The organism is Microbacterium sp. MYb62, from assembly GCF_002979475.1.
In the GTDB taxonomy this organism is placed as follows: Bacteria; Actinomycetota; Actinomycetes; order Actinomycetales; family Microbacteriaceae; genus Microbacterium.
On sequence record NZ_PCOY01000017.1, the window covers coordinates 24534 to 42529 of the forward strand.

The window sequence follows — 17996 nt, forward strand, 5'->3', positions numbered from 1 at the left end:
GACAGTATAGACATCGGATGTTTACACTCCAAGAGATCCGCACGGAGAAATCACCCGTGCATGGAGAGGAATCCCGTGAGCCGTATCGTCGCCCTCGACACCACCGACATCCGTTTCCCCACGTCCCTGAGCCTGGACGGGTCGGATGCGATGAACCCCGACCCCGACTACTCGGCCGCGTACGTCATCGTGCGCACGGACGCCGCCGACGACATCGAGGGCCACGCGTTCGTCTTCACGATCGGCCGCGGCAACGACGTGCAGGTCGCGGCGATCGACGCGCTCGCCGGTCACCTCGTCGGGCGCGAGATCGAGCCGCTGCTCGACGACATGGGGGGCACCTTCCGCGACATCATCGGCGACTCGCAGCTGCGCTGGCTCGGACCGGAGAAGGGGGTCATGCACATGGCCATCGGCGCGGTCATCAACGCGCTGTGGGACATCAAGGCCAAGCGTGCAGGGCTCCCGCTATGGCAGCTGTTGGCCCGGATGACGCCGGAGGAGCTCGTCGATCTCGTCGACTTCCGCTACCTCACGAACGCCCTCACGCGCGACGACGCCCTCGAGATCCTCCGCGCCGCCGTGCCCGGTCGTGCGGAGCGGGAGCAGCAACTGCTCGCCACCGGATACCCGGGCTACACCACGAGCCCCGGCTGGCTCGGCTACTCCGACGAGAAGCTCGAGCGCCTGGCCCGCGAGGCCATGGCCGACGGCTTCACGCAGATCAAGCTGAAGGTCGGCGCCGACCTCGATGACGACATCCGCCGCTTCCGCAAGGCGCGCGAGGTGTGCGGACCCGACTTCCCCATCGCGATCGACGCCAACCAGCGCTGGGAAGTGTCGGAGGCGATCGAGTGGGTGAACGCGCTCGCCGAGTTCCACCCTGCATGGATCGAGGAGCCCACGAGCCCCGACGACGTGCTCGGTCACGCCGAGATCGCCCGCGGTGTCGCGCCCATCCGCGTCGCCACCGGAGAGCACGCCCAGAACCGGGTCATCTTCAAGCAGCTGCTGCAGGCCGATGCCATCGGGGTCATGCAGATCGATGCCGTGCGCGTCGCCGGCGTGAACGAGAACATCGCGAACCTGCTGCTCGCCGCCAAGTTCGACGTGCCGGTGTGCCCGCACGCGGGTGGCGTCGGCCTGTGCGAGGCCGTGCAGCACCTGTCGATGTTCGACTTCGTCGCGGTCACCGGCACCCGCGAGGGCCGCATGATCGAGTTCGTCGACCACCTGCACGAGCACTTCGTCGTGCCCACCGACATCCAGGGGGGTTCGTACATGGCGCCGACCGCGCCGGGAAGCGGCATGGAGATGAAGGCCGACAGCATCGCGACCTACACCTGGACGGGTGCACATGTCGGCGCCTGAGGCCGGGGCCCCCACTTCGGGGGCCGACACGCCAGATGTCGGACGGAAGCCCGGTGTGGGTCCGACATCTGGCGTGTCGGCGGGCGAGGGGCGGGCGCTGCACGTCCCGACGCTCGGCTACGGCGCCGCGAACGTGGGCAACCTCTTCCGCCCGCTGAGCGACGACGAGTCCTGGGCCGTGCTGGATGCGGCGTGGGAGAGCGGCATCCGCTTCTACGACACCGCTCCGCACTACGGGCTCGGACTGTCGGAGCGTCGTCTCGGAGCGTTCCTGCAGACCAAGCCGCGCGACGAGTACGTGCTCTCCACCAAGGCCGGGCGCCTGCTGCGGCCGAACCCCGGCCACACCGGCGGCCTCGACACCGCGAACGACTTCCACGTGCCGGACGACCTGCAGCGGGTGTGGGACTTCTCGGAAGCGGGCATCCGCGCGAGTGTCGACGAGTCTCGCGAGCGGCTCGGCATCGAGCGCATCGACCTGCTCTACCTGCACGACCCCGAGCGGCACGACCTCGACCTCGCGCTCGCCGAAGCGCTTCCGGCCATGGAGCAGCTGCGCGCCGACGGCGAGGTGACCGCGATCGGCATCGGCTCCATGGTGTCGGATGCTCTCGCCGCTGCCGTGCGCTCCGCCGACCTCGACCTGATCATGGTGGCCGGCCGCTACACACTGCTCGAACAGCCCGCCGCGGTCGACGTGCTGCCCGCGTGCCGTGAGACCGGGACGGGGATCGTCGCGGCTTCGGTGTTCAATTCCGGGCTGCTCGCGTCGAGCGAGCCTCGGCGCGACGGGCGCTACGAGTACGGGCAGCTTCCGGACGAGTTGTGGGACCGACTCGTCCGCATCGCCGCCGTGTGCGCCGAGCATGGTGTGCCGCTGCCCGCTGCGGCGATCCAGTTCCCGCTGCAGTCCGACGTCGTGCGCTCGGTCGTGGTGGGCGGCAGCCGTCCGGCGCAGTTGCAGCAGAACGCGGAGTACGCCGCGCTCGAGATCCCGGCGGCGCTCTGGGAGAACCTGGCGATGGAAGGGCTCATCCCGGCGGGCTGACCGCGGTGGCTCCTCCGCTCAGCGGCCGACGGTCGACTCCCGCACGATGAGCTCGGCGGGGAACGGCGTCGTCGCGGGCGGCGGAGACGTCGGATCGGCGAGCTGCTGCAGCAGCGCGGCGCCGGCGGCGCGCCCGATCTCATAGCCGGGCTGCCGCACGCTCGTGAGCGGCACGACGCCCTGGTGGGCCTGGGCGACGTCGTCGAATCCGATGAGCGCGATCTCCTCCGGCACGCGGATGCCGTGGCGCAGCAGCTGGGTGAGCACCCCGAGCGCCACCATGTCGTTCGCGGCGAACACGGCATCGGGGCGCTCGGCGGCCGGCATCGCGATGATCTGCGCGCCCGCGTGCAGGCCGTCCTCGGTCGCCAGGTGCGCCACGTCGACCGTCGAGACCGCGGCTCCGGTCCCCGTGACGGCTTCCCGCAGCCCGGCCAGGCGGTCGTTCGACTGGCTCACCGCGGGGCTCCCGAGGAACATGATGCGTCGTCTGCCGAGCTCCACGAGGTGCTCTCCGGCGAGCCGCCCGCCGCTGCGGTCGTCGAAGAGCACGGAGGCCACTTTCGGCGAGTCGGGGATCGGGCCCACGACCACCGAGCGGATGCCGCGATCGGCGAGCGCCTCCAGGCGGGGCACGACGTCGCCGAGCGGGTAGATGACGATGCCCTGCACGCGGTGGGCTTCGAACATGTCGAGGTTGCGCCGCTCCTGCGCGTCGTCACGGTTGCTGTTGCTGAAGAAGAGCGACCAGCCGCCCTCCCGTGCCACGTCCTCCACCCCGCGCGACAGGTCGTGGAAGTAGGGCAGCCAGGCGTCGAGCAGGATGAGCGCGAGCGCCTTGCTCGACCCCGCACGCAACTGCCGCGCCGACTCGTTGGGCACGAAGCCGAGATGCTCGATCGCCGCCCGCACCCGCTCCCGGCTCGCGGTTCCGAGCACATGGGGGTGGTTGAGGTAGTTCGAGACGGTGGAGGAGGAGACCCCGGCGAGGGCGGCGACGTCCTTGACGCTCGCGGGCATGAGGCTCCTTCGTCGGTGCCGCATCGGTCCGGGGTTCCGGACCACGTCGGCGGCATCAGGATACCGGAGGACTTGGCACGTGCCAAGAAAGTTCTTGACAGCGCGCGCCGACCGCCGTAGCGTGACACGCACACCGAAATTGGCACGTGCCAAGTCGGGACGGCGACGGTGCCGCACACCCGCTGGGAGAGGTCTCATGAACATCGGCTGCCACGGGCTCGTCTGGACGGGGAACTTCGATGCCGACGGCATCCGTCTGGCGGTGCGGAAGACGAAGGAAGCGGGTTTCGACCTCATCGAGTTCCCGCTGATGGATCCGTTCTCGTTCGACGTCGACGTCGCGAAAGACGCTCTGGAGGAGTGCGACCTCGCCGTCAGCGCCTCGCTCGGTCTCTCCGAGGCGACGGACGTGACGAGCTCCGACCCCGCGATCGTCGCGGCTGGTGAAGCACTGCTCATCCAGGCCGTCGACGTGCTCGCCGGCCTCGGCGGACAGCACTTCTGCGGGGTGATCTACAGCGCGATGAAGAAGTACATGGAGCCCGTGACCGCCGAGGGGCTCGCGAGCAGCAAGGCCGCGATCGCCCGTGTCGCCGACCGTGCGGCCGCGCGCGGAGTGTCGGTCTCGCTCGAGGTCGTGAACCGCTACGAGACGAACGTGCTGAACACCGCACGCCAGGCCCTGGCCTATGTCGCCGAGGTCGATCGGCCGAACCTCGGGATCCACCTCGACACGTACCACATGAACATCGAGGAGTCGGATATGTTCGCGCCCGTCCTCGACGCCGCTCCCGCCCTGCGCTACGTGCACATCGGCGAGAGCCATCGCGGCTATCTCGGGACCGGGACCGTCGACTTCGACACCTTCTTCAAGGCTCTGGGGCGTATCGGCTACGACGGTCCGATCGTGTTCGAGTCGTTCTCGTCGGCGGTCGTCGCCCCGGATCTCAGCCGGATGCTCGGCATCTGGCGCAACCTCTGGAGCGACAACGTCGAGCTCGGCGCGCATGCCAACGCGTACATCCGGGACAAGCTCGTCGCGGTCGATTCGATCCGGCTCCACTGAGCCCGATCCGAGTCCGAGAGAATCCCGGAGATCAAGATGTCATTACAGGTCTTCCCAATCCCGCGGACGTTAGATACATTTAGATACAACTTGCGCTGCCCGTAGCGCAAGACGCACAATTGCTCCGATGTTTACGACGGAATCGTCCGTCGACATCGAAGCGGAACCTTCAAGGAAGCAGGTGAGCGCATGAGTGGACCCATCCTCCGGGTCGAGGGGATCAGCAAAGGATTCCCCGGCGTGCAGGCGCTGAAGGACGTGCACCTCGAGGTGCACGCCGGCGAGGTGCTCGTGCTCGTGGGCGAGAACGGCGCGGGCAAATCGACGTTGATGAAGATCCTCTCCGGGATCTACACCAAGGACGAGGGGACGATCACGTTCGAGGGGCAGGAGGTCGAACTGACCGGACCGCTCCAGGCGCAGGAGCTCGGCATCACGATCATCCATCAGGAACTCAACCTGATGCCCGATCTCACGGTCGCGCAGAACATCTACGTGGGGAGGGAGCCCACCACGGGGCCGTTCCTGTCGGAGCGCAAGCTGAACGCGCAGACCGCGGACCTGCTGCAGCGACTGGACATCCACCTGAACCCGCGCCAGCTCGTCGGCGAGCTGACAGTGGCCGAGCAGCAGATGGTCGAGATCGCCAAGGCGCTGTCGTTCAACGCCAAGGTCCTCATCATGGACGAACCCACCTCCGCCCTCACCGACACCGAGGTCGAGACGCTGTTCGTCCTGATCGAGCAGCTCAAGGCGCGCGGCACCGGGATCGTCTACATCTCGCACCGCATGGACGAGTTGCGTCGCCTGGCCGACCGTGTGACCGTCCTGCGTGACGGCACATACATCGGATCACTCGACCGGGCCGAGATCACCATCCCGACGATCATCGAGATGATGGTCGGACGCGTGATCGACGAGGGAACCCGCCCTCAGGCCCGCGAGCACGCCAACGATCCGGTGGTTCTCGAGGTGCAGGGCCTGTCGACCAAGAGCCTCCTGAAAGACGTCTCGTTCCAGCTGCACAAGGGCGAGATCCTCGGCTTCGCGGGTCTCATGGGTGCCGGGCGCACCGAGACCGCCCGTGCCGTGATCGGGGCAGACCATCGCGACAGCGGCACGATCGCCATCGACGGCCGCACGGTGCGCATCGCCCAGCCCGCGGATGCGGTGCACCACGGCCTCGGGTACCTCTCGGAGGACCGGAAGCTCCTCGGGCTCATGCTCGAGCAGGACGTGACGTTCAACACCGTGCTCGCCTCACTCGGCTCCTACGCCAACGCGATCGGGTGGATGGGCGACAGCAAGGCCAAGAACCGCACGAAGGAGTACGTGCAGCAGCTGCGCGTGAAGACCCCCTCGGTCAACCAGGTGGTCAAGCTCCTCTCCGGTGGGAACCAGCAGAAGGTCGTCATCGCCCGATGGCTGATGCGCGACTGCGACATCCTCATCTTCGACGAGCCGACCCGAGGAATCGACGTCGGCGCGAAGGAGGAGATCTACCGCCTCATGCAGCAGCTCGCCGACGCCGGCAAATCCATCATCGTCATCTCATCCGAGCTCCCGGAGATCCTCCGTGTGGCGAACCGCATCGCGGTCTTCGCCAACGGCCGCATCACCGGGACGCTCCGCAACGAGGAAGCAAGCCAGGAGAAGATCATGCAACTCGCAGCCCACGGGGAGGAAGACTGATGAGCGCTCCGCAGCAGCCCGGATCGTCGACGACGACGATCATCCAGACCGCCGTGAACGAGAACACGGACAAGAGGGACGTCGGGGCGTTCCTGAAACGTCAGTTCCAGCAGTCGTTGGCGTTCGGCACGCTCATCGTGCTGATCATCTTCTTCTCGATCGCCAGCCCGAACTTCTTCACCTTCAGCAACATCGCCACGGTGCTGCTGTCGACAGCGGTGATCGGCATCCTGGCCCTCGGTACGACGTTCGTCATCATCACCGGCGGCATCGACCTGTCGATCGGCACCGGCATGGCGCTCTGCGCGGTGATGACGGGTGTGTTCGTCACCAACATGGGACTCCCGGTCTGGGTCGGCGTCATCGGCGGCGTCCTTACCGGCGTCCTGATGGGGCTCGTCAACGGCGTGAACATCACGTTCCTCCGCCTCCCGCCGTTCATCGCCACCCTCGCGATGATGATGATCGCCGGCGGACTCGCCCTCGTGATCTCGGGTGTCGCACCGATCTACTTCTCGACGTCGGCTCCCGACTTCAAGAAGATCGCCCTCGGCGTGATCATCCCCGGCATCCCGAACGCCGTGCTGGTCACCGCCGTGCTCGCGGTCATCGCGTACCTGGTGCTGTCGAAGACGCTGCTCGGCCGGTACACGTTCGCGATCGGCTCGAACGAGGAGGCCACGCGCCTCTCGGGTGTCAACACGCGTCGCTGGACGATCCTGATCTACATGTTCGCGGGCGCCTTCACCGGCGTCGCCGGTATCGTCATCGCCTCCCGCCTCGATTCGGCGCAGCCGCAGATCGGCACCGGCTACGAGCTGCAGGCGATCGCCGCGGTCATCATCGGCGGCACCTCGCTGCTGGGCGGACGCGGATCGATCCTCGGCACCGTGATCGGCGCCCTCATCATGAGCGTGCTCGTCAACGGCCTGCGCATCATGTCGATCCAGCCCGAATGGCAGAACATCGTCGTCGGCGTGGTCGTGCTGCTCGCGGTCTTCCTCGACTCGCTGCGCAACCGACAGCGCACCTGAGACCTGGGCGGCGGCGAAACCCGTGCCCGCCGCCGCCCGCCGACTCCGGCCGGCATCCGCGGAGTGATCCGCACAGGCACCTGGAATGTCCACAGCGCCGGCTCGTCCGGCATCCACACAGAACAAACCGAGTCGTACCCAAACAATGGAGTTCTCATGAAATTCGGGAAGAAGACCGCATTCGCAGCCCTCGTGGCCGCATCCGCACTGGTGTTCGCCGGCTGTGCCGGCGGTGGCGACGTGATCGAGGAGGGCTCCGGCGGCGACTCCGGCAGCAGCGACGGCGAGATGTACATCGCCATGGTCTCGAAGGGCTTCCAGCACCAGTTCTGGCAGGCCGTCAAGCAGGGGGCAGAGGACAAGGCGGAAGAGCTCGGCGTCAAGATCACGTTCGAGGGCCCTGCCGCCGAGACCGAGATCGCCGCTCAGCTCGAGATGCTGACCGCCGCGATCGACAAGAACCCGGATGCCATCGCCTACGCCGCCCTCGACCCCGAGGCGTGCGTCGCCCCGCTCGAGCAGGCCAAGGCGAAGGACATCCCCGTCGTCTACTTCGACGCCCCCTGCAACGGCGACGTCGGGCTCAGCCTCTCGGCCACCGACAGCAAGGTCGCCGGTGCACTCGCGGCCGAGCACATGGCCGAGCTGATCGGCGGCGAGGGTCAGGTCGCTATCGTCGGCCACTCGCAGATCAACTCGACCGGTGTCGAGCGTCGCGACGGCTTCGTCGACAAGATCAAGGCGGATTACCCCGACATCGAGATCGTCGACATCCAGTACGGCGACGGTGACCACCTCAAGTCGGCCGACATCGCCAAGACCCTGATCGCGGCCCACCCCGACCTCAAGGGCATCTACGGCACCAACGAAGGCTCGGCCATCGGCGTCGTGAACGCCGTGAACGAGCTGGGTCTCGAGAAGGGCAAGATCACGATCGTCGGCTTCGACTCCGGAGCCGCGCAGATCAACGCCATCAAGGACGGCACCATGGCCGGAGCCATCACGCAGGACCCGATCGGCATCGGCGCCCAGGTCGTGCAGGCCGCCTACGACGCCGCCAACGGCAAGTCGGTCGAGAAGTTCTACGACACCGGTTCGTACTGGTACGACGAGACGAACATCGACGACCCGAAGATCGCGGCCGTCCTCTACGAGTGACACCGCGCTGAACGAAGAAGCCCCTCACCTCGGTGGGGGGCTTCTTCGTGTCGGGCATCTTGTGCTGATGGCCGGCGACCCCACCAGTATCAGGTAACGTGTTACCGTGCTTCGATTCGTGGTGTCGCCAGATGGGTTGCGAGCCGCGGCGGCGAAGGTCGATGCGATCGTGGACGGTCTCGCCGCCACGGCTCGACTCGAGGCCGGGGTCGACCTGGGGCACGCGCGACTCGCGTCCTCCGTGGCTTCGTTCGCCGCTGCCTTCACACGGGCGTGGGAGGAGCGTCGCGCATCGACGGACGCCGTCGCATCGGGCCTGCGCCGCACGGCGACGATCTACACGGTCGCCGATGGCGACGGAGCGGCCGTCTTCCGGACGGGGTCAGGGGTCGCGCTCTCGTGACCGAGTTGGGGGAGACCGCGGATCCGCGGGTGCTGGTGCCGGGGAAGGCTGCGGGCATCGACCAGACTGCTGCGCGGTGGCGCCTTCTCGCGGGCAAGGCGGAGCAGGCCGCCGCATCGTTGAAGGCGGTGGGCGTGCCGGAAGGGTGGGCGGGAGACGCCGCTGACGCATTCGAATCGCGAGTGGCGTCGGTAGGGCGACGGTGGGATCGCGTGCGCGATGCGCTCACGGCTGCGGCGACGGCGTTGGAGGGGTTCTCGTCGACGCTCCTGTGGGCGCAAGGGCAGGCCGAGGTCTCGGTCGACATGTGGGAGCGGGCGGCTCGCCAGAGCGCGGAGGTATTCGCCGCGCCCACGCTGGGTCTCGGCCTGCGCTCGGAGGCGAGTTTCGTCGTCGCCTGTCGATCCGGGTGGTCCACTCCGCCAGCGGGCTGTCGAGCTCCTCGGCGATGCGCGGGAGAGACTCGCCGCGGCGGGGGATAGCGCGGCATCCGCGATCGATGCCGCTGCTGCCGAGCCCGATCTCGATGCCGAGGTGTGGGTCGCGCTCGGCGCATCCGCTGGCACCCCGCAGGAGGCATTGGCGGTGTTGCGGGGGCTCGATGCCGACGATCTCGCCTCGATGCTCCGGGTGCGTCCGGACCTCGCAGACACCCTCAGTCGGGCGGAGGCCGCGGATGTCGCGGTGTGGTGGAAGGGCCTCGACGATAGCCAGCAGGGTGCGCTCATCGCCGCCATCCCCGCGGTGGTCGGCAACCTCAACGGCGTCGCCTATGTCGCCCGCGATCGGGCGAACCGGGAATGGTTGGATGACCAGCTCGACGATGCCCGGAAGGCACTGACTGCGGCCGAGAAGCCCCTCCTGTTGTGGCAGCACGACGATCCGGGACTCGTGGGCGCGCACGATGCCAGGCTCATTGCGGCTCGAGAGCAGATTGAAGCGCTCACGAACATCGGCGCTGCGCTGACCCGTCCTGACGGGGGGACGGAGCGGTTCTTGATCTCGTTGTCCGCGGACACGCCGCCCCTCGCTGCGATCTCGATCGGCGATATCGACGTCGCCGACAACATCACCTACGCGGTGCCGGGCATGGGCACGACGACCAGCGAGGGCATCGATGTATGGACTCAGGCCGCGGAGAACATCGAGTGGCGACAAGCAGACCTTGCACCGGACGAGGTGTATGCGGTGGTGGCGTGGGTGGGGTACGAGACCCCGCCCGTCCCCGGGGATGGTGGGTTCCAGGTGCTTGGGACGGAGCATGCCGAGGCCGGTGCGACGAAACTCAGCCGGGCACTCGCGGGAATCGAGGCGACCCGACCCGATGCGCACGTCAACGTCGTCGCGCACTCCTACGGGACCACCACGTCGTCGATCGCGCTGACGCAGTCGGGCACCCAGGTCGACTCCTTCGTGAGCCTGGGTTCGGCCGGCCTCCCCTCGAACATCGACCAGGCGTCCGACCTGAACGCCGGGGAGGTGTTCGCCGGTCAAGCCCGCGACGTGATGGCGATCGACCCTGCCGGAGGCGACCAGTGGGCGTGGACGGGCAGGCTCTCGCCCGAACACCCCGTGAACCCCATCGACGATGGCTTCGGAGCCCACGCGTTCGGAACAGACGGAAGTGGAACCGGAGCCGGAGTCACCGACCACAGCCCACTCACCCCCACCGGCAACGGATACCTCGACCGTGGTACAGAATCACTACGCAACGTCGCGTTCGCGACCACCGGACAAGGTGACCGGGTATCCGCGTACGTGCCGCCGGAGCCGACACCTTTCCAAGAAGCAATCCTGGACGGAGCCACCCATGGCCACGGGTAAACCCACCAACCGAGCCCTCACCGCTCTCGCGGTCGCGGGGGCCCTCATCGCCGTGCTGGCTGCTTGTTCATCGTCGGAGGATTCCTTGACCCCGCAAGAATCACGCGACGCCCTCGTGAGCACAATCGCTGATACCGCCGCGTTGGTCGACGGGCCCGACTGGGCCGAAACCTCCGAACCCTCACCGCAAAGGTGTGAGACCGGGTGGGCGACCGGCACGAAGTACGGGTACGCGTACTCTGCTCCCCGACCCGAACGAGACCGCATCGCCGACGTGGAGAAGGTGGCCGAGTACTGGAAGTCCCTCGGTATGAGCGTCCATATCGACATCGACAACGGACCAGTTGTGTTCGGGGTCGGGGGTCCCATTCAGAACATCGAGTTCTCGACGGACCCCGGTAACTACAGCATCGGGGGTACGTCGTTGTGTGCTCCGGGTGAGCCCGCCGAGGATGCCGAGTGAATCCGGACGGTGGCATCTGTGGCCACGGGTAGCGCCACCACCCGATTCCTCACCGCGCTCGTCGTCGCCGCGACGGCCAGTGCTGTGCTGGTTGCTTGCGCTTCATCGGAGGATTCCATGACCCCGCAAGAATCGCGCGACGCCCTCGCGAGCACAATCGCTGAAACCGCCGCGTTGATCGACGGCCCGGACTGGGCCGAAACCTCCGAACCCTCACCGCAGGAATGCGAGACAGGGTGGGCGACCGGCACGAAGTACGGGTACGCGTACTCTGCTCCTCGTCCGGAAAGGACCGGGCGTCTCTCCCCCGAACATCCCGTGAACCCCATCGAGGACGATTTTGGAGCCCACGCGTTCGGAACGGACGGAAGTGGAACCGGAGCCGATGTGACCGACCACAGTGTGCTCACTCCCACCGGGAACGGGTACCTCGACATTGGTACAGACTCACTACGCAACGTCGTTTTCGCGACCACCGGGCACGGCGACCGGGTATACGCGTATGTGCCGCCGGAGCCGACACCTTTCCAAGAAGCAATCCTGGACGGAGCCACCCATGGACACGGGTAAACCCACCGCCCGAGCCCTCATCATGGTCGTGGTGACCGGGGTTCTCTGCGCTGTGCTGACCGCTTGCACTTCATCGGAGGAACAGATGACACCCGAAATGGTTCGTCGGACTCTTGTTGCGACGGTCACGGACACGGCGGCTTTGATCGAGGGTCCGGATTGGGCCGAGACACTGACGACTGGCGCTCAAGAATGTGTGGTGGGTGCGGTGCCGGGGACCATGTACGGGTACGCGTACTCGGCTCCGCGTCCGGACCGGGATCGTCTCGCCGACGTGGAGAAGGTGGCCGCGTATTGGGAGTCCCTCGGCATGGACATCCGCATCGTGCCCGAAAGGCCGGCGGTATACGGCTCTGGGGGCCCTGTGCAGAACATCAGCTTCTCGACTGACCCGGGAAACTATGACATTGGGGGTACGTCGTTGTGTGCTCCGGGTGAGCCTGCCGAGGATGCCGAGTGAATCCGGAGGGTGCCGTCTGTGACCACGGATAATCCCCCGCCCCGGGCACTCGCCGTCCTCTCGGGCGCTCTGGCTCTCACTCTCGTGTTGGCTGCTTGCACTTCATCGGAGGATTCCATGACCCCGCAAGAATCGCGCGATGCCCTCGTCTCCACGATCAGGGACGCGGCGGCGTTGATCGAGGGGCCCGACTGGGCTGAAACCTCCGAACCGGCGGCGCAGGAATGCGAGACAGGGTGGGCGACCGGCACGAAGTACGGATACGCATACTCTGCTCCTCGTCCGGATCGGGATCGTCTCGCCGATGTGGAGAAGGTGGCCGAGTACTGGGAGTCGCTCGGCATGGACATCCACATCGTGCCCGAAAGGCCTGCGGTATACGGCTCCGGGGGGCCTGTGCAGAACATCAGGTTCTCGACAGACCCGGCAACGACAGCATCGGGGGTACGTCGTTGTGTGCTCCGGGCGAGCCTGCCGACGAGGACAAGGACGGCGAATGAGCATAGAGATCGATCCGGCGCGGCACCGGGAGCTCATCGCTGCAATGTCACGCGCGGTCACCGCGATCTCCGCCGAGCTGGATGCGCTCGAACGTACGACGAGTGACCTGCGCCCACGCTGGTCGGGAACGGCGCAGCGCGCCTACGATCGCGCGCATGACCAGTGGCGCCGGTCGATGAGCGAGGTGCGGAACGCGCTGGAGGCAGCGGCTGCCTCCGCCACGGAGGCGGCGGAGATCCTGACCCGAGCGAATCGCGACGCCGCGGCCGTGTGGAGATAGCGCTCCGGCGCCGGCACCGATGCGCATTCTCACGTGTGCTGTCTTCTCCGCCGCCTCGATGAATCAGGACAGCAGGTGTCCTCGGTGAGTGCGACGCTGAGCGTGACGAAAGGACACACTATGACCACTCCCGCCCTGCCTGCCGGCTCGAACACCATCAACCCCTTCCTCATGACCGACGACGCGGCACGCATCATCGAGTTCCTGATCGAGGTCTTCGGGGCGGTCGATGTGCCCGAGGCGCGTACCGTCGACACCGACGGACTGATCCTGCATTCCGAACTTCGCATCGGCGACTCCATGGTCACCGTTGCCGATCGCAAGCCCGACTGGCCCTTCACCCCCGGATTCCTCCAGGTGTACGTCGACGATGTCGAGGGCACACTCGAGCGGGCCGTTGCACGCGGCGCACGTATCGTGACCCGCCCGACCGACTTCTTCGGCGACACGTTCTCGCGATTCATCGACCCCTCGGGCAACCTCTGGTGGGTCTACACGCACGTTCCCCAGGAGCAGGCATGGGATGTCGGCGGTGACGAGGACGACGCGACGTCGTGGGGTTCGGCGGGCGGCGATGAAGCCGGATCCTCGGACAGCTCCGCCGAGGACTGGTCGAGCTTCAGCTCGCCGGAACTCGAGTACATCCACGAGAGCCTCGTCGAGGCCATGGCATCGCTGCGGGATCCACGGCTCGATCGCTGATCGGGGTCGCGCGCTCAGGCGGAGAGCGTCAGCAGGCGTGCCGCATTGGTGACCAGCATCCGGTGCACGGCCTCGTCGCCCACGGCTGCGCGGAGGCGAGGGAGATAGCGGTCACCGAGGTAGGCGAGTCCTGGCATGCCGCCGTAGGCGATGTATCGCGTGCGCCGGGCGACGTCGCCGCCGAGCACGATCCGGTCACCGGCGCCGCGCTCGACCACCGCGACGGTCAGGGCGAGCAGTTCGGCGTCGGAGCGGGTGCGCGGACGCGCGAAGCCGTCGTAGCCGAGGTGGGCGCCGCGTTCGGCGAGGGAGACGTGCAGCCCGGGGTCGGGGTCACGGTCGGCGTGCGCCAGCACGACCCGGTCGGCGGCCACGCCCTCGTCCACCAGCAGATCGAGCACCTCGTGGGCTGCCGTGCCGAACTCCAGATGCACCATGACCGGCGCGCCCGTCGCGCGGTGCGCCTCGGCCACGGCGATCAGCGTGGTGCGCTCGAACGGGCTGATGCGCCAGTAGTCGGCGCCGCCTTTGAGCAGTCCGGCGCGCACGGGGCCGCCGTCGGGTGCGGCGGCGACCGGCACGTCGGGGGTCTCGAAGACCGCGCCGTCGTCGGCGGGCATGCCGCGCGTGATGTCGGCGATGAACAGGGCGGCCAGGCGGTCGGCAGTCCACACCTGCATCGGATGGTCCGCGCCGTAGTGGGCCTCGCGGTGCCGGCCGGTCGTCGCGACGATGTGCAGTCCGGTCGAGGCGCTGATCCGGGCCAGGGCTGCGGGCTCGCGCGCGAGGCCGAACGGCGTGGCATCCACCATCGCCTCGAACCCGCTCGCCTGCAGCAGGGCCGCCTCTTCGCCCGAGGCGGTCTCGTCGTCGAGTTCGTCGCCCGGCAGCAGTGGTGACACCTGGAACAGGTGCTCGTGATAGTCCACCCGCCCGAGGAGCGCAGGGGCGATGTCGCCGAGCACGGTCCGGACGACGGCGGGCATCAGCGCACCGACTCCGCGGCCTCGGCGAGTCGCTCGACGACCTCGGGCGTGAGGTCGAGCTCGAACACGTCGGCCACGACCTGCGACCAGCCGTGGATGAAGTAGCGCCACCCGTCGACCACGTGCAGGCCGCGCGTCGCCGCCTGCGCCTCGGCCTGGTGGAGGAACTCGAGCGAGCCGCGGTAGTTGAACTCCCACGCGTACGCCCCCTCGGGGAACACCACGTCGTCGCTCAGGGGCGAGCCGGGGCGATCCTTGCCGAGCCCGGTCGCGTTGGCGATCACGGAACCGGCCGGGGCCGCAGCCACCAGGGCATCGGCGTCTGCGGGAGACGCCGTCACGACGTACTCGATCAGTCCCTCGCGCGTGGCGTGCTGGCGGTGCACCTCGCGCAGATGGTCGAGCTTGTCCTGCGTGCGGGCGGTCACCGTGATCTTCGAAGGAGCGTCGTCGCGCTCGGCCAGCGCCCAGCTCAGCGCGGTGCCCGAGCCGCCGGCGCCGAGGATCACGACCGCAGCGCCCGTGCGCGCGAAGTGGTCAGGGGGAAGGAAGTCGTTCAGTGCGAGGTCGACCGTGATCGGATCCTTGGCACGCCCCGACAGGACCGTGCCGCGTTTCGCGATGCTGGAGATCTCGGAGCACGACACCGCGAACGGGTCGAGCTCGTCGAACAGGTCGGATGCCGCGGCGTACACGTTCATCTTGTGCGTGGTCACCAGCGCGCCGCGGTGGTGCGGGTCGTCGCGGATCTGCTCGACCATCGCGCGATACTGCGCGGGCTCGGCATCCATCGGCAGGTCGTGGCCGACCAGGGTGCGGGTCGGCAGATCCAGGATGTCGGCCCACAGGGGGAAGACCTTCATGATCGACGAGGACGCGGTGGTCACCCCGACGAAGCCCATGTAGTCGGCGGACGCGGTGACGGATGCGGGGCTGGCGGCGTCGGCGGTGGTGGTCATCGGGTCTCCTCGGGGACGGGGACGGGGTGGACGGGATCCGATCCCGCGAGCACGGCGATCACGTCGGCGAGCGAGAGCGAGCCCATGTTGTCGACGGCCTGGGTGGTCTGCGCGCCGAGGTGCGGGGTCACGATCACGCGGTCGGCGAGCTCCGGTGCGAGCAGCGGACTGTCGTGTGCGGCCGTATCGCCGTCGAGGGTGTCGGCCGCGTAGCCGGCGAGAATGCCGTCGTGCAGGGCCTGTGCCACCGCGGCCTCGTCGATCAGGTCGCCGCGGGCGGTGTTGACCAGCACGGTGCCCGGTCGCATCTCGCTGAGGCGCTCGGCGTCGACGAGCCGCTGCCCTCCCGGAGCGTGCAGCGTGATCACGTCCGCGGCGCGGAACAGGTCGTCGAGCGAGGCGGGTTCCGCACCACGCGCCCGCACGACATCGTCGGGAAGGAACGGATCGGCGGCGAGCACGCGCGGCCGGAACCCGCTCAGCCGTGCAGCGACGCCCTGTCCGATGCGCCCGAAGCCGACGATTCCGACCGTGGCGGCACCGAGCTCGCGCCCGCGCCGCACACCCCAGTCGCCCGCGCGCACGCGGCGGTCGCCGTCGGGCACGAAGCGGAGGGCGGCGAGCATCAGTCCGACAGCATGATCGGCGACCGCGTCGGCGTTGGCGCCGGGGGTGTTGGTCACCGGGATGCCGCGGTCGCGTGCGGCATCGAGATCGACCGACTCGGTGCCGACACCGTAGCGGGCGACGACCTTGAGCTTCGGGGCCGCGGCGAAGTGCTGGTCGGTGACCGCGCCCGTGCCGGCGATCCAGGCATCGGCGCCGTGCAGCAGCGACCGCAGCTCGTCGAGGTCGTGATGTGCGGGGCCGCGCAGGATGCGGTGCCCGGCCTGCGCCGCGCGTTCGACCAGGTCGAGGTCGCCGTCCGAGAATGAGCGGCTGGTGACGAGGATGACGCCCATCAGAGCGGCCGTCCGGCGAACCACGGCGCGAGGGCCGTGTAGGCGTCGGCGAAGCGGGCGTGTCGCTCGGCGTAGACGGTGTGACGCCCCGCGTCCGGGGTGAACTCGGCGGTGACCTCGCTCAGGGCGCGGGCGGCCGAGAAGTCGGTGAGACCGAGCCCGACCGCGGCGGTGACCGCGGCGCCGAGACTGTTCGCCTCTTCCACGATCGTCCGGCGGCGCACCGGCACTCCCCACACGTCGGCGAGTACCGAGAGGTACACGTCGCTCTGGGCTCCACCGCCGACCGCGTCGATGCGGTCGATCACGGCGCCGGCTTCGCGGAACGCCTGGATGCAGCTGAGCAGGTTGAACGCGGTGCCCTCGAGCACGGCCCGCACGAGGTGCGCCCTGCCGTGGTGCCGGGCGAGGCCGACGAATGCGCCGCGGGCATCCGGATCCCACATCGGCGAGCGCTCGCCGAGGAGATAGGGGAGGAAGTAGAGGTCGTCGGTGTCGACGTCGGCGGAGGCCTCGGCCGTCAGCCGCCCGGTCTCGGGATGCGCGGGGTCGGGGGAGAGGGCCTCGGCGATCCACTGCACCGAGGCGCCGCCGGCCTGCATCGTGGCAGTGGGCACGAACGAGCCGGGCACGACGTTGTCGAACGTGAAGGTGCGCATCGCAGGGTCGTGCAGCGGGGCGTCTGCCGCGAACGAGATCCACGACGAGGTGCCAAGACACACGTACGCGCCGTCCTCCGGCGCGACGACACCCGAGCCGACGGCCGCCATCGGACCGTCGCCGCCGCCCATCACGACGGGCACGCTCGCGGGCAGGCCGAGGGCGTCGGCTGCGGCATCCGTCAGCGTGCCGGCGATCTGCGTGGATTCCACGATCTCGGGGAACAACGCCGCGTCGAGGCGCGCGGCCCGCAGCACCTCGTCCGACCACGTGCCCGCGGCCTGGTCGTAAGCGTTGGTGCCGGATGCGTCGGAGCGGTCGGTCGCGAGGCGCCCGGTGAGGCGCAGCACGATGAAGTCCTTCGCGACGCAGACGCGGCGCACGCGCGCCCAGGTGTCGGGCTCGTTGTCGCGCACCCACATGATCTTCTCGACCGAGTAGGTCGGGTTGAGGCGGTGGCCCAGGATGCCGTAGGCGCGCTCGGCGCCGATCGCGATCTCGAGTTCGCGCTGCTGCGCACCGGCCCTGGTGTCGGCCCAGATGATCGCTGGGCGAGCCGGTTCGCCGTCGGCGTCGAGCAGCACCGCGCCCATCATCTGGCCGCTCACCACGAGTCCGGCGATCTCATCGGTCGCGGTGCCGGTGCGGGCGATCAGGTCACGCGTCGCCGCGACCACCGCGTTCCACCAGTCGGCCGGGTTCTGCTCGGCCACCCCGCCCGCGGCGAAGTGCGCGGGATAGGGGACGGTGACCGAGGCGACGAGCCGGCCGTCGTCGTGGTGCAGCGACGCCTTGTTCCCGGTCGTGCCCAGGTCGTGCGCGATGATCATGGCCGGA

The 17996-nt window shown here is 68.4% G+C and carries 18 protein-coding genes; 13 read left to right on the forward strand and 5 right to left on the reverse strand.

Annotated features, from left to right (window positions below; translation table 11 throughout):
• Positions 1 to 75 precede the first annotated feature (75 nt).
• The gene (locus tag CQ042_RS15015) at positions 76 to 1371 is read left to right on the forward strand and encodes an L-fuconate dehydratase (RefSeq protein WP_105671260.1); all 1296 of its coding nucleotides are present in this window, start codon (positions 76 to 78) and stop codon (positions 1369 to 1371) included.
• Positions 1372 to 1426: 55 nt separating this feature from the next.
• Positions 1427 to 2419: an aldo/keto reductase gene (locus tag CQ042_RS15020; RefSeq protein ID WP_258132269.1), complete on the forward strand. Its 993-nt coding sequence runs from the start codon at positions 1427 to 1429 to the stop codon at positions 2417 to 2419.
• Positions 2420 to 2437: 18 nt separating this feature from the next.
• Here CQ042_RS15020 and CQ042_RS15025 read toward each other — a convergent pair whose 3' ends face one another.
• Positions 2438 to 3439: a LacI family DNA-binding transcriptional regulator gene (locus CQ042_RS15025; RefSeq protein ID WP_105671262.1), complete on the reverse strand. Its 1002-nt coding sequence runs from the start codon at positions 3437 to 3439 to the stop codon at positions 2438 to 2440.
• A 196-nt stretch (positions 3440 to 3635) separates the two neighbouring features.
• On the opposite strand from CQ042_RS15025, the gene CQ042_RS15030 reads away from it, so the two are divergent.
• The 11 genes from CQ042_RS15030 (at position 3636) to CQ042_RS15075 (ending at position 13592) form a co-directional block, all read left to right on the forward strand.
• Positions 3636 to 4505: a sugar phosphate isomerase/epimerase gene (locus CQ042_RS15030; RefSeq protein ID WP_105671263.1), complete on the forward strand. Its 870-nt coding sequence runs from the start codon at positions 3636 to 3638 to the stop codon at positions 4503 to 4505.
• 189 nt (positions 4506 to 4694) lie between these two features.
• A complete protein-coding gene (locus CQ042_RS15035; RefSeq protein WP_105671264.1) occupies positions 4695 to 6197 on the forward strand; it encodes a sugar ABC transporter ATP-binding protein in 1503 nt (500 codons plus the stop codon).
• Entirely contained in the window at positions 6197 to 7231 is a 1035-nt protein-coding gene (locus CQ042_RS15040; RefSeq protein WP_171011018.1) for an ABC transporter permease, read from the forward strand. Before CQ042_RS15035 ends, CQ042_RS15040 begins: the two co-directional genes overlap by 1 nt.
• Before the next feature lie 156 nt (positions 7232 to 7387).
• Positions 7388 to 8389, forward strand: coding sequence for an ABC transporter substrate-binding protein (locus tag CQ042_RS15045; RefSeq protein WP_105671265.1), 1002 nt, complete (start codon positions 7388 to 7390; stop codon positions 8387 to 8389).
• A gap of 106 nt (positions 8390 to 8495) precedes the next feature.
• Complete coding sequence (locus tag CQ042_RS15050) at positions 8496 to 8792, forward strand: hypothetical protein (RefSeq protein WP_146115411.1); 297 nt, start codon at positions 8496 to 8498, stop codon at positions 8790 to 8792.
• Positions 8789 to 9274 (forward strand): putative T7SS-secreted protein, encoded by a 486-nt coding sequence (locus tag CQ042_RS20520; protein WP_181157587.1) that lies wholly within the window; start codon positions 8789 to 8791, stop codon positions 9272 to 9274. The genes CQ042_RS15050 and CQ042_RS20520 overlap by 4 nt, the downstream gene beginning before the upstream one ends.
• Before the next feature lie 52 nt (positions 9275 to 9326).
• A complete protein-coding gene (locus CQ042_RS15055; RefSeq protein WP_181157588.1) occupies positions 9327 to 10616 on the forward strand; it encodes an alpha/beta hydrolase in 1290 nt (429 codons plus the stop codon).
• A gap of 115 nt (positions 10617 to 10731) precedes the next feature.
• Positions 10732 to 11079 (forward strand): hypothetical protein, encoded by a 348-nt coding sequence (locus CQ042_RS15060; protein ID WP_181157589.1) that lies wholly within the window; start codon positions 10732 to 10734, stop codon positions 11077 to 11079.
• Between the two features lie 556 nt (positions 11080 to 11635).
• On the forward strand, positions 11636 to 12109 hold the full coding sequence (locus CQ042_RS15065) for a hypothetical protein (RefSeq protein WP_105671269.1): 474 nt from the start codon (positions 11636 to 11638) through the stop codon (positions 12107 to 12109).
• A 496-nt stretch (positions 12110 to 12605) separates the two neighbouring features.
• Positions 12606 to 12890 carry a WXG100 family type VII secretion target gene (locus CQ042_RS20525; protein ID WP_181157590.1) on the forward strand — a complete coding sequence of 95 codons (285 nt, stop codon included), beginning with the start codon at positions 12606 to 12608 and terminating at the stop codon, positions 12888 to 12890.
• A 120-nt stretch (positions 12891 to 13010) separates the two neighbouring features.
• Positions 13011 to 13592 (forward strand): glyoxalase/bleomycin resistance/extradiol dioxygenase family protein, encoded by a 582-nt coding sequence (locus tag CQ042_RS15075; RefSeq protein WP_105671271.1) that lies wholly within the window; start codon positions 13011 to 13013, stop codon positions 13590 to 13592.
• A gap of 14 nt (positions 13593 to 13606) precedes the next feature.
• Here CQ042_RS15075 and CQ042_RS15080 read toward each other — a convergent pair whose 3' ends face one another.
• From CQ042_RS15080 to xylB, 4 genes are read right to left on the reverse strand one after another with little or no spacing between them, the layout of a single operon-like run.
• On the reverse strand, positions 13607 to 14578 hold the full coding sequence (locus CQ042_RS15080) for a phosphotriesterase (RefSeq protein WP_105671272.1): 972 nt from the start codon (positions 14576 to 14578) through the stop codon (positions 13607 to 13609).
• On the reverse strand, positions 14578 to 15537 hold the full coding sequence (locus CQ042_RS15085; RefSeq protein ID WP_105671273.1) for a shikimate dehydrogenase: 960 nt from the start codon (positions 15535 to 15537) through the stop codon (positions 14578 to 14580). The genes CQ042_RS15080 and CQ042_RS15085 overlap by 1 nt, the downstream gene beginning before the upstream one ends.
• Positions 15534 to 16523, reverse strand: coding sequence for a phosphoglycerate dehydrogenase (locus CQ042_RS15090; RefSeq protein ID WP_105671274.1), 990 nt, complete (start codon positions 16521 to 16523; stop codon positions 15534 to 15536). Before CQ042_RS15090 ends, CQ042_RS15085 begins: the two co-directional genes overlap by 4 nt.
• Positions 16499 to 17989: a xylulokinase gene (xylB, locus tag CQ042_RS15095; RefSeq protein WP_105671275.1), complete on the reverse strand. Its 1491-nt coding sequence runs from the start codon at positions 17987 to 17989 to the stop codon at positions 16499 to 16501. The genes CQ042_RS15090 and xylB overlap by 25 nt, the downstream gene beginning before the upstream one ends.
• Positions 17990 to 17996: the final 7 nt, after the last annotated feature.

Excerpts from the sequence above, each read along its gene's own strand:
- CQ042_RS15025 (WP_105671262.1), bottom strand. The coding sequence starts at position 3,439 with ATGCCCGCGAGCGTCAAGGACGTCGCCGCCCTCGCCGGGGTCTCCTCC.
- CQ042_RS15030 (WP_105671263.1), top strand. The coding sequence starts at position 3,636 with ATGAACATCGGCTGCCACGGGCTCGTCTGGACGGGGAACTTCGATGCC.
- CQ042_RS15035 (WP_105671264.1), top strand. The coding sequence starts at position 4,695 with ATGAGTGGACCCATCCTCCGGGTCGAGGGGATCAGCAAAGGATTCCCC.
- CQ042_RS15040 (WP_171011018.1), top strand. The coding sequence starts at position 6,197 with ATGAGCGCTCCGCAGCAGCCCGGATCGTCGACGACGACGATCATCCAG.
- CQ042_RS15045 (WP_105671265.1), top strand. The coding sequence starts at position 7,388 with ATGAAATTCGGGAAGAAGACCGCATTCGCAGCCCTCGTGGCCGCATCC.
- CQ042_RS15065 (WP_105671269.1), top strand. The coding sequence starts at position 11,636 with ATGGACACGGGTAAACCCACCGCCCGAGCCCTCATCATGGTCGTGGTG.
- CQ042_RS20525 (WP_181157590.1), top strand. The coding sequence starts at position 12,606 with ATGAGCATAGAGATCGATCCGGCGCGGCACCGGGAGCTCATCGCTGCA.
- CQ042_RS15075 (WP_105671271.1), top strand. The coding sequence starts at position 13,011 with ATGACCACTCCCGCCCTGCCTGCCGGCTCGAACACCATCAACCCCTTC.
- CQ042_RS15080 (WP_105671272.1), bottom strand. The coding sequence starts at position 14,578 with ATGCCCGCCGTCGTCCGGACCGTGCTCGGCGACATCGCCCCTGCGCTC.
- CQ042_RS15085 (WP_105671273.1), bottom strand. The coding sequence starts at position 15,537 with ATGACCACCACCGCCGACGCCGCCAGCCCCGCATCCGTCACCGCGTCC.
- xylB (WP_105671275.1), bottom strand. The coding sequence starts at position 17,989 with ATGATCATCGCGCACGACCTGGGCACGACCGGGAACAAGGCGTCGCTG.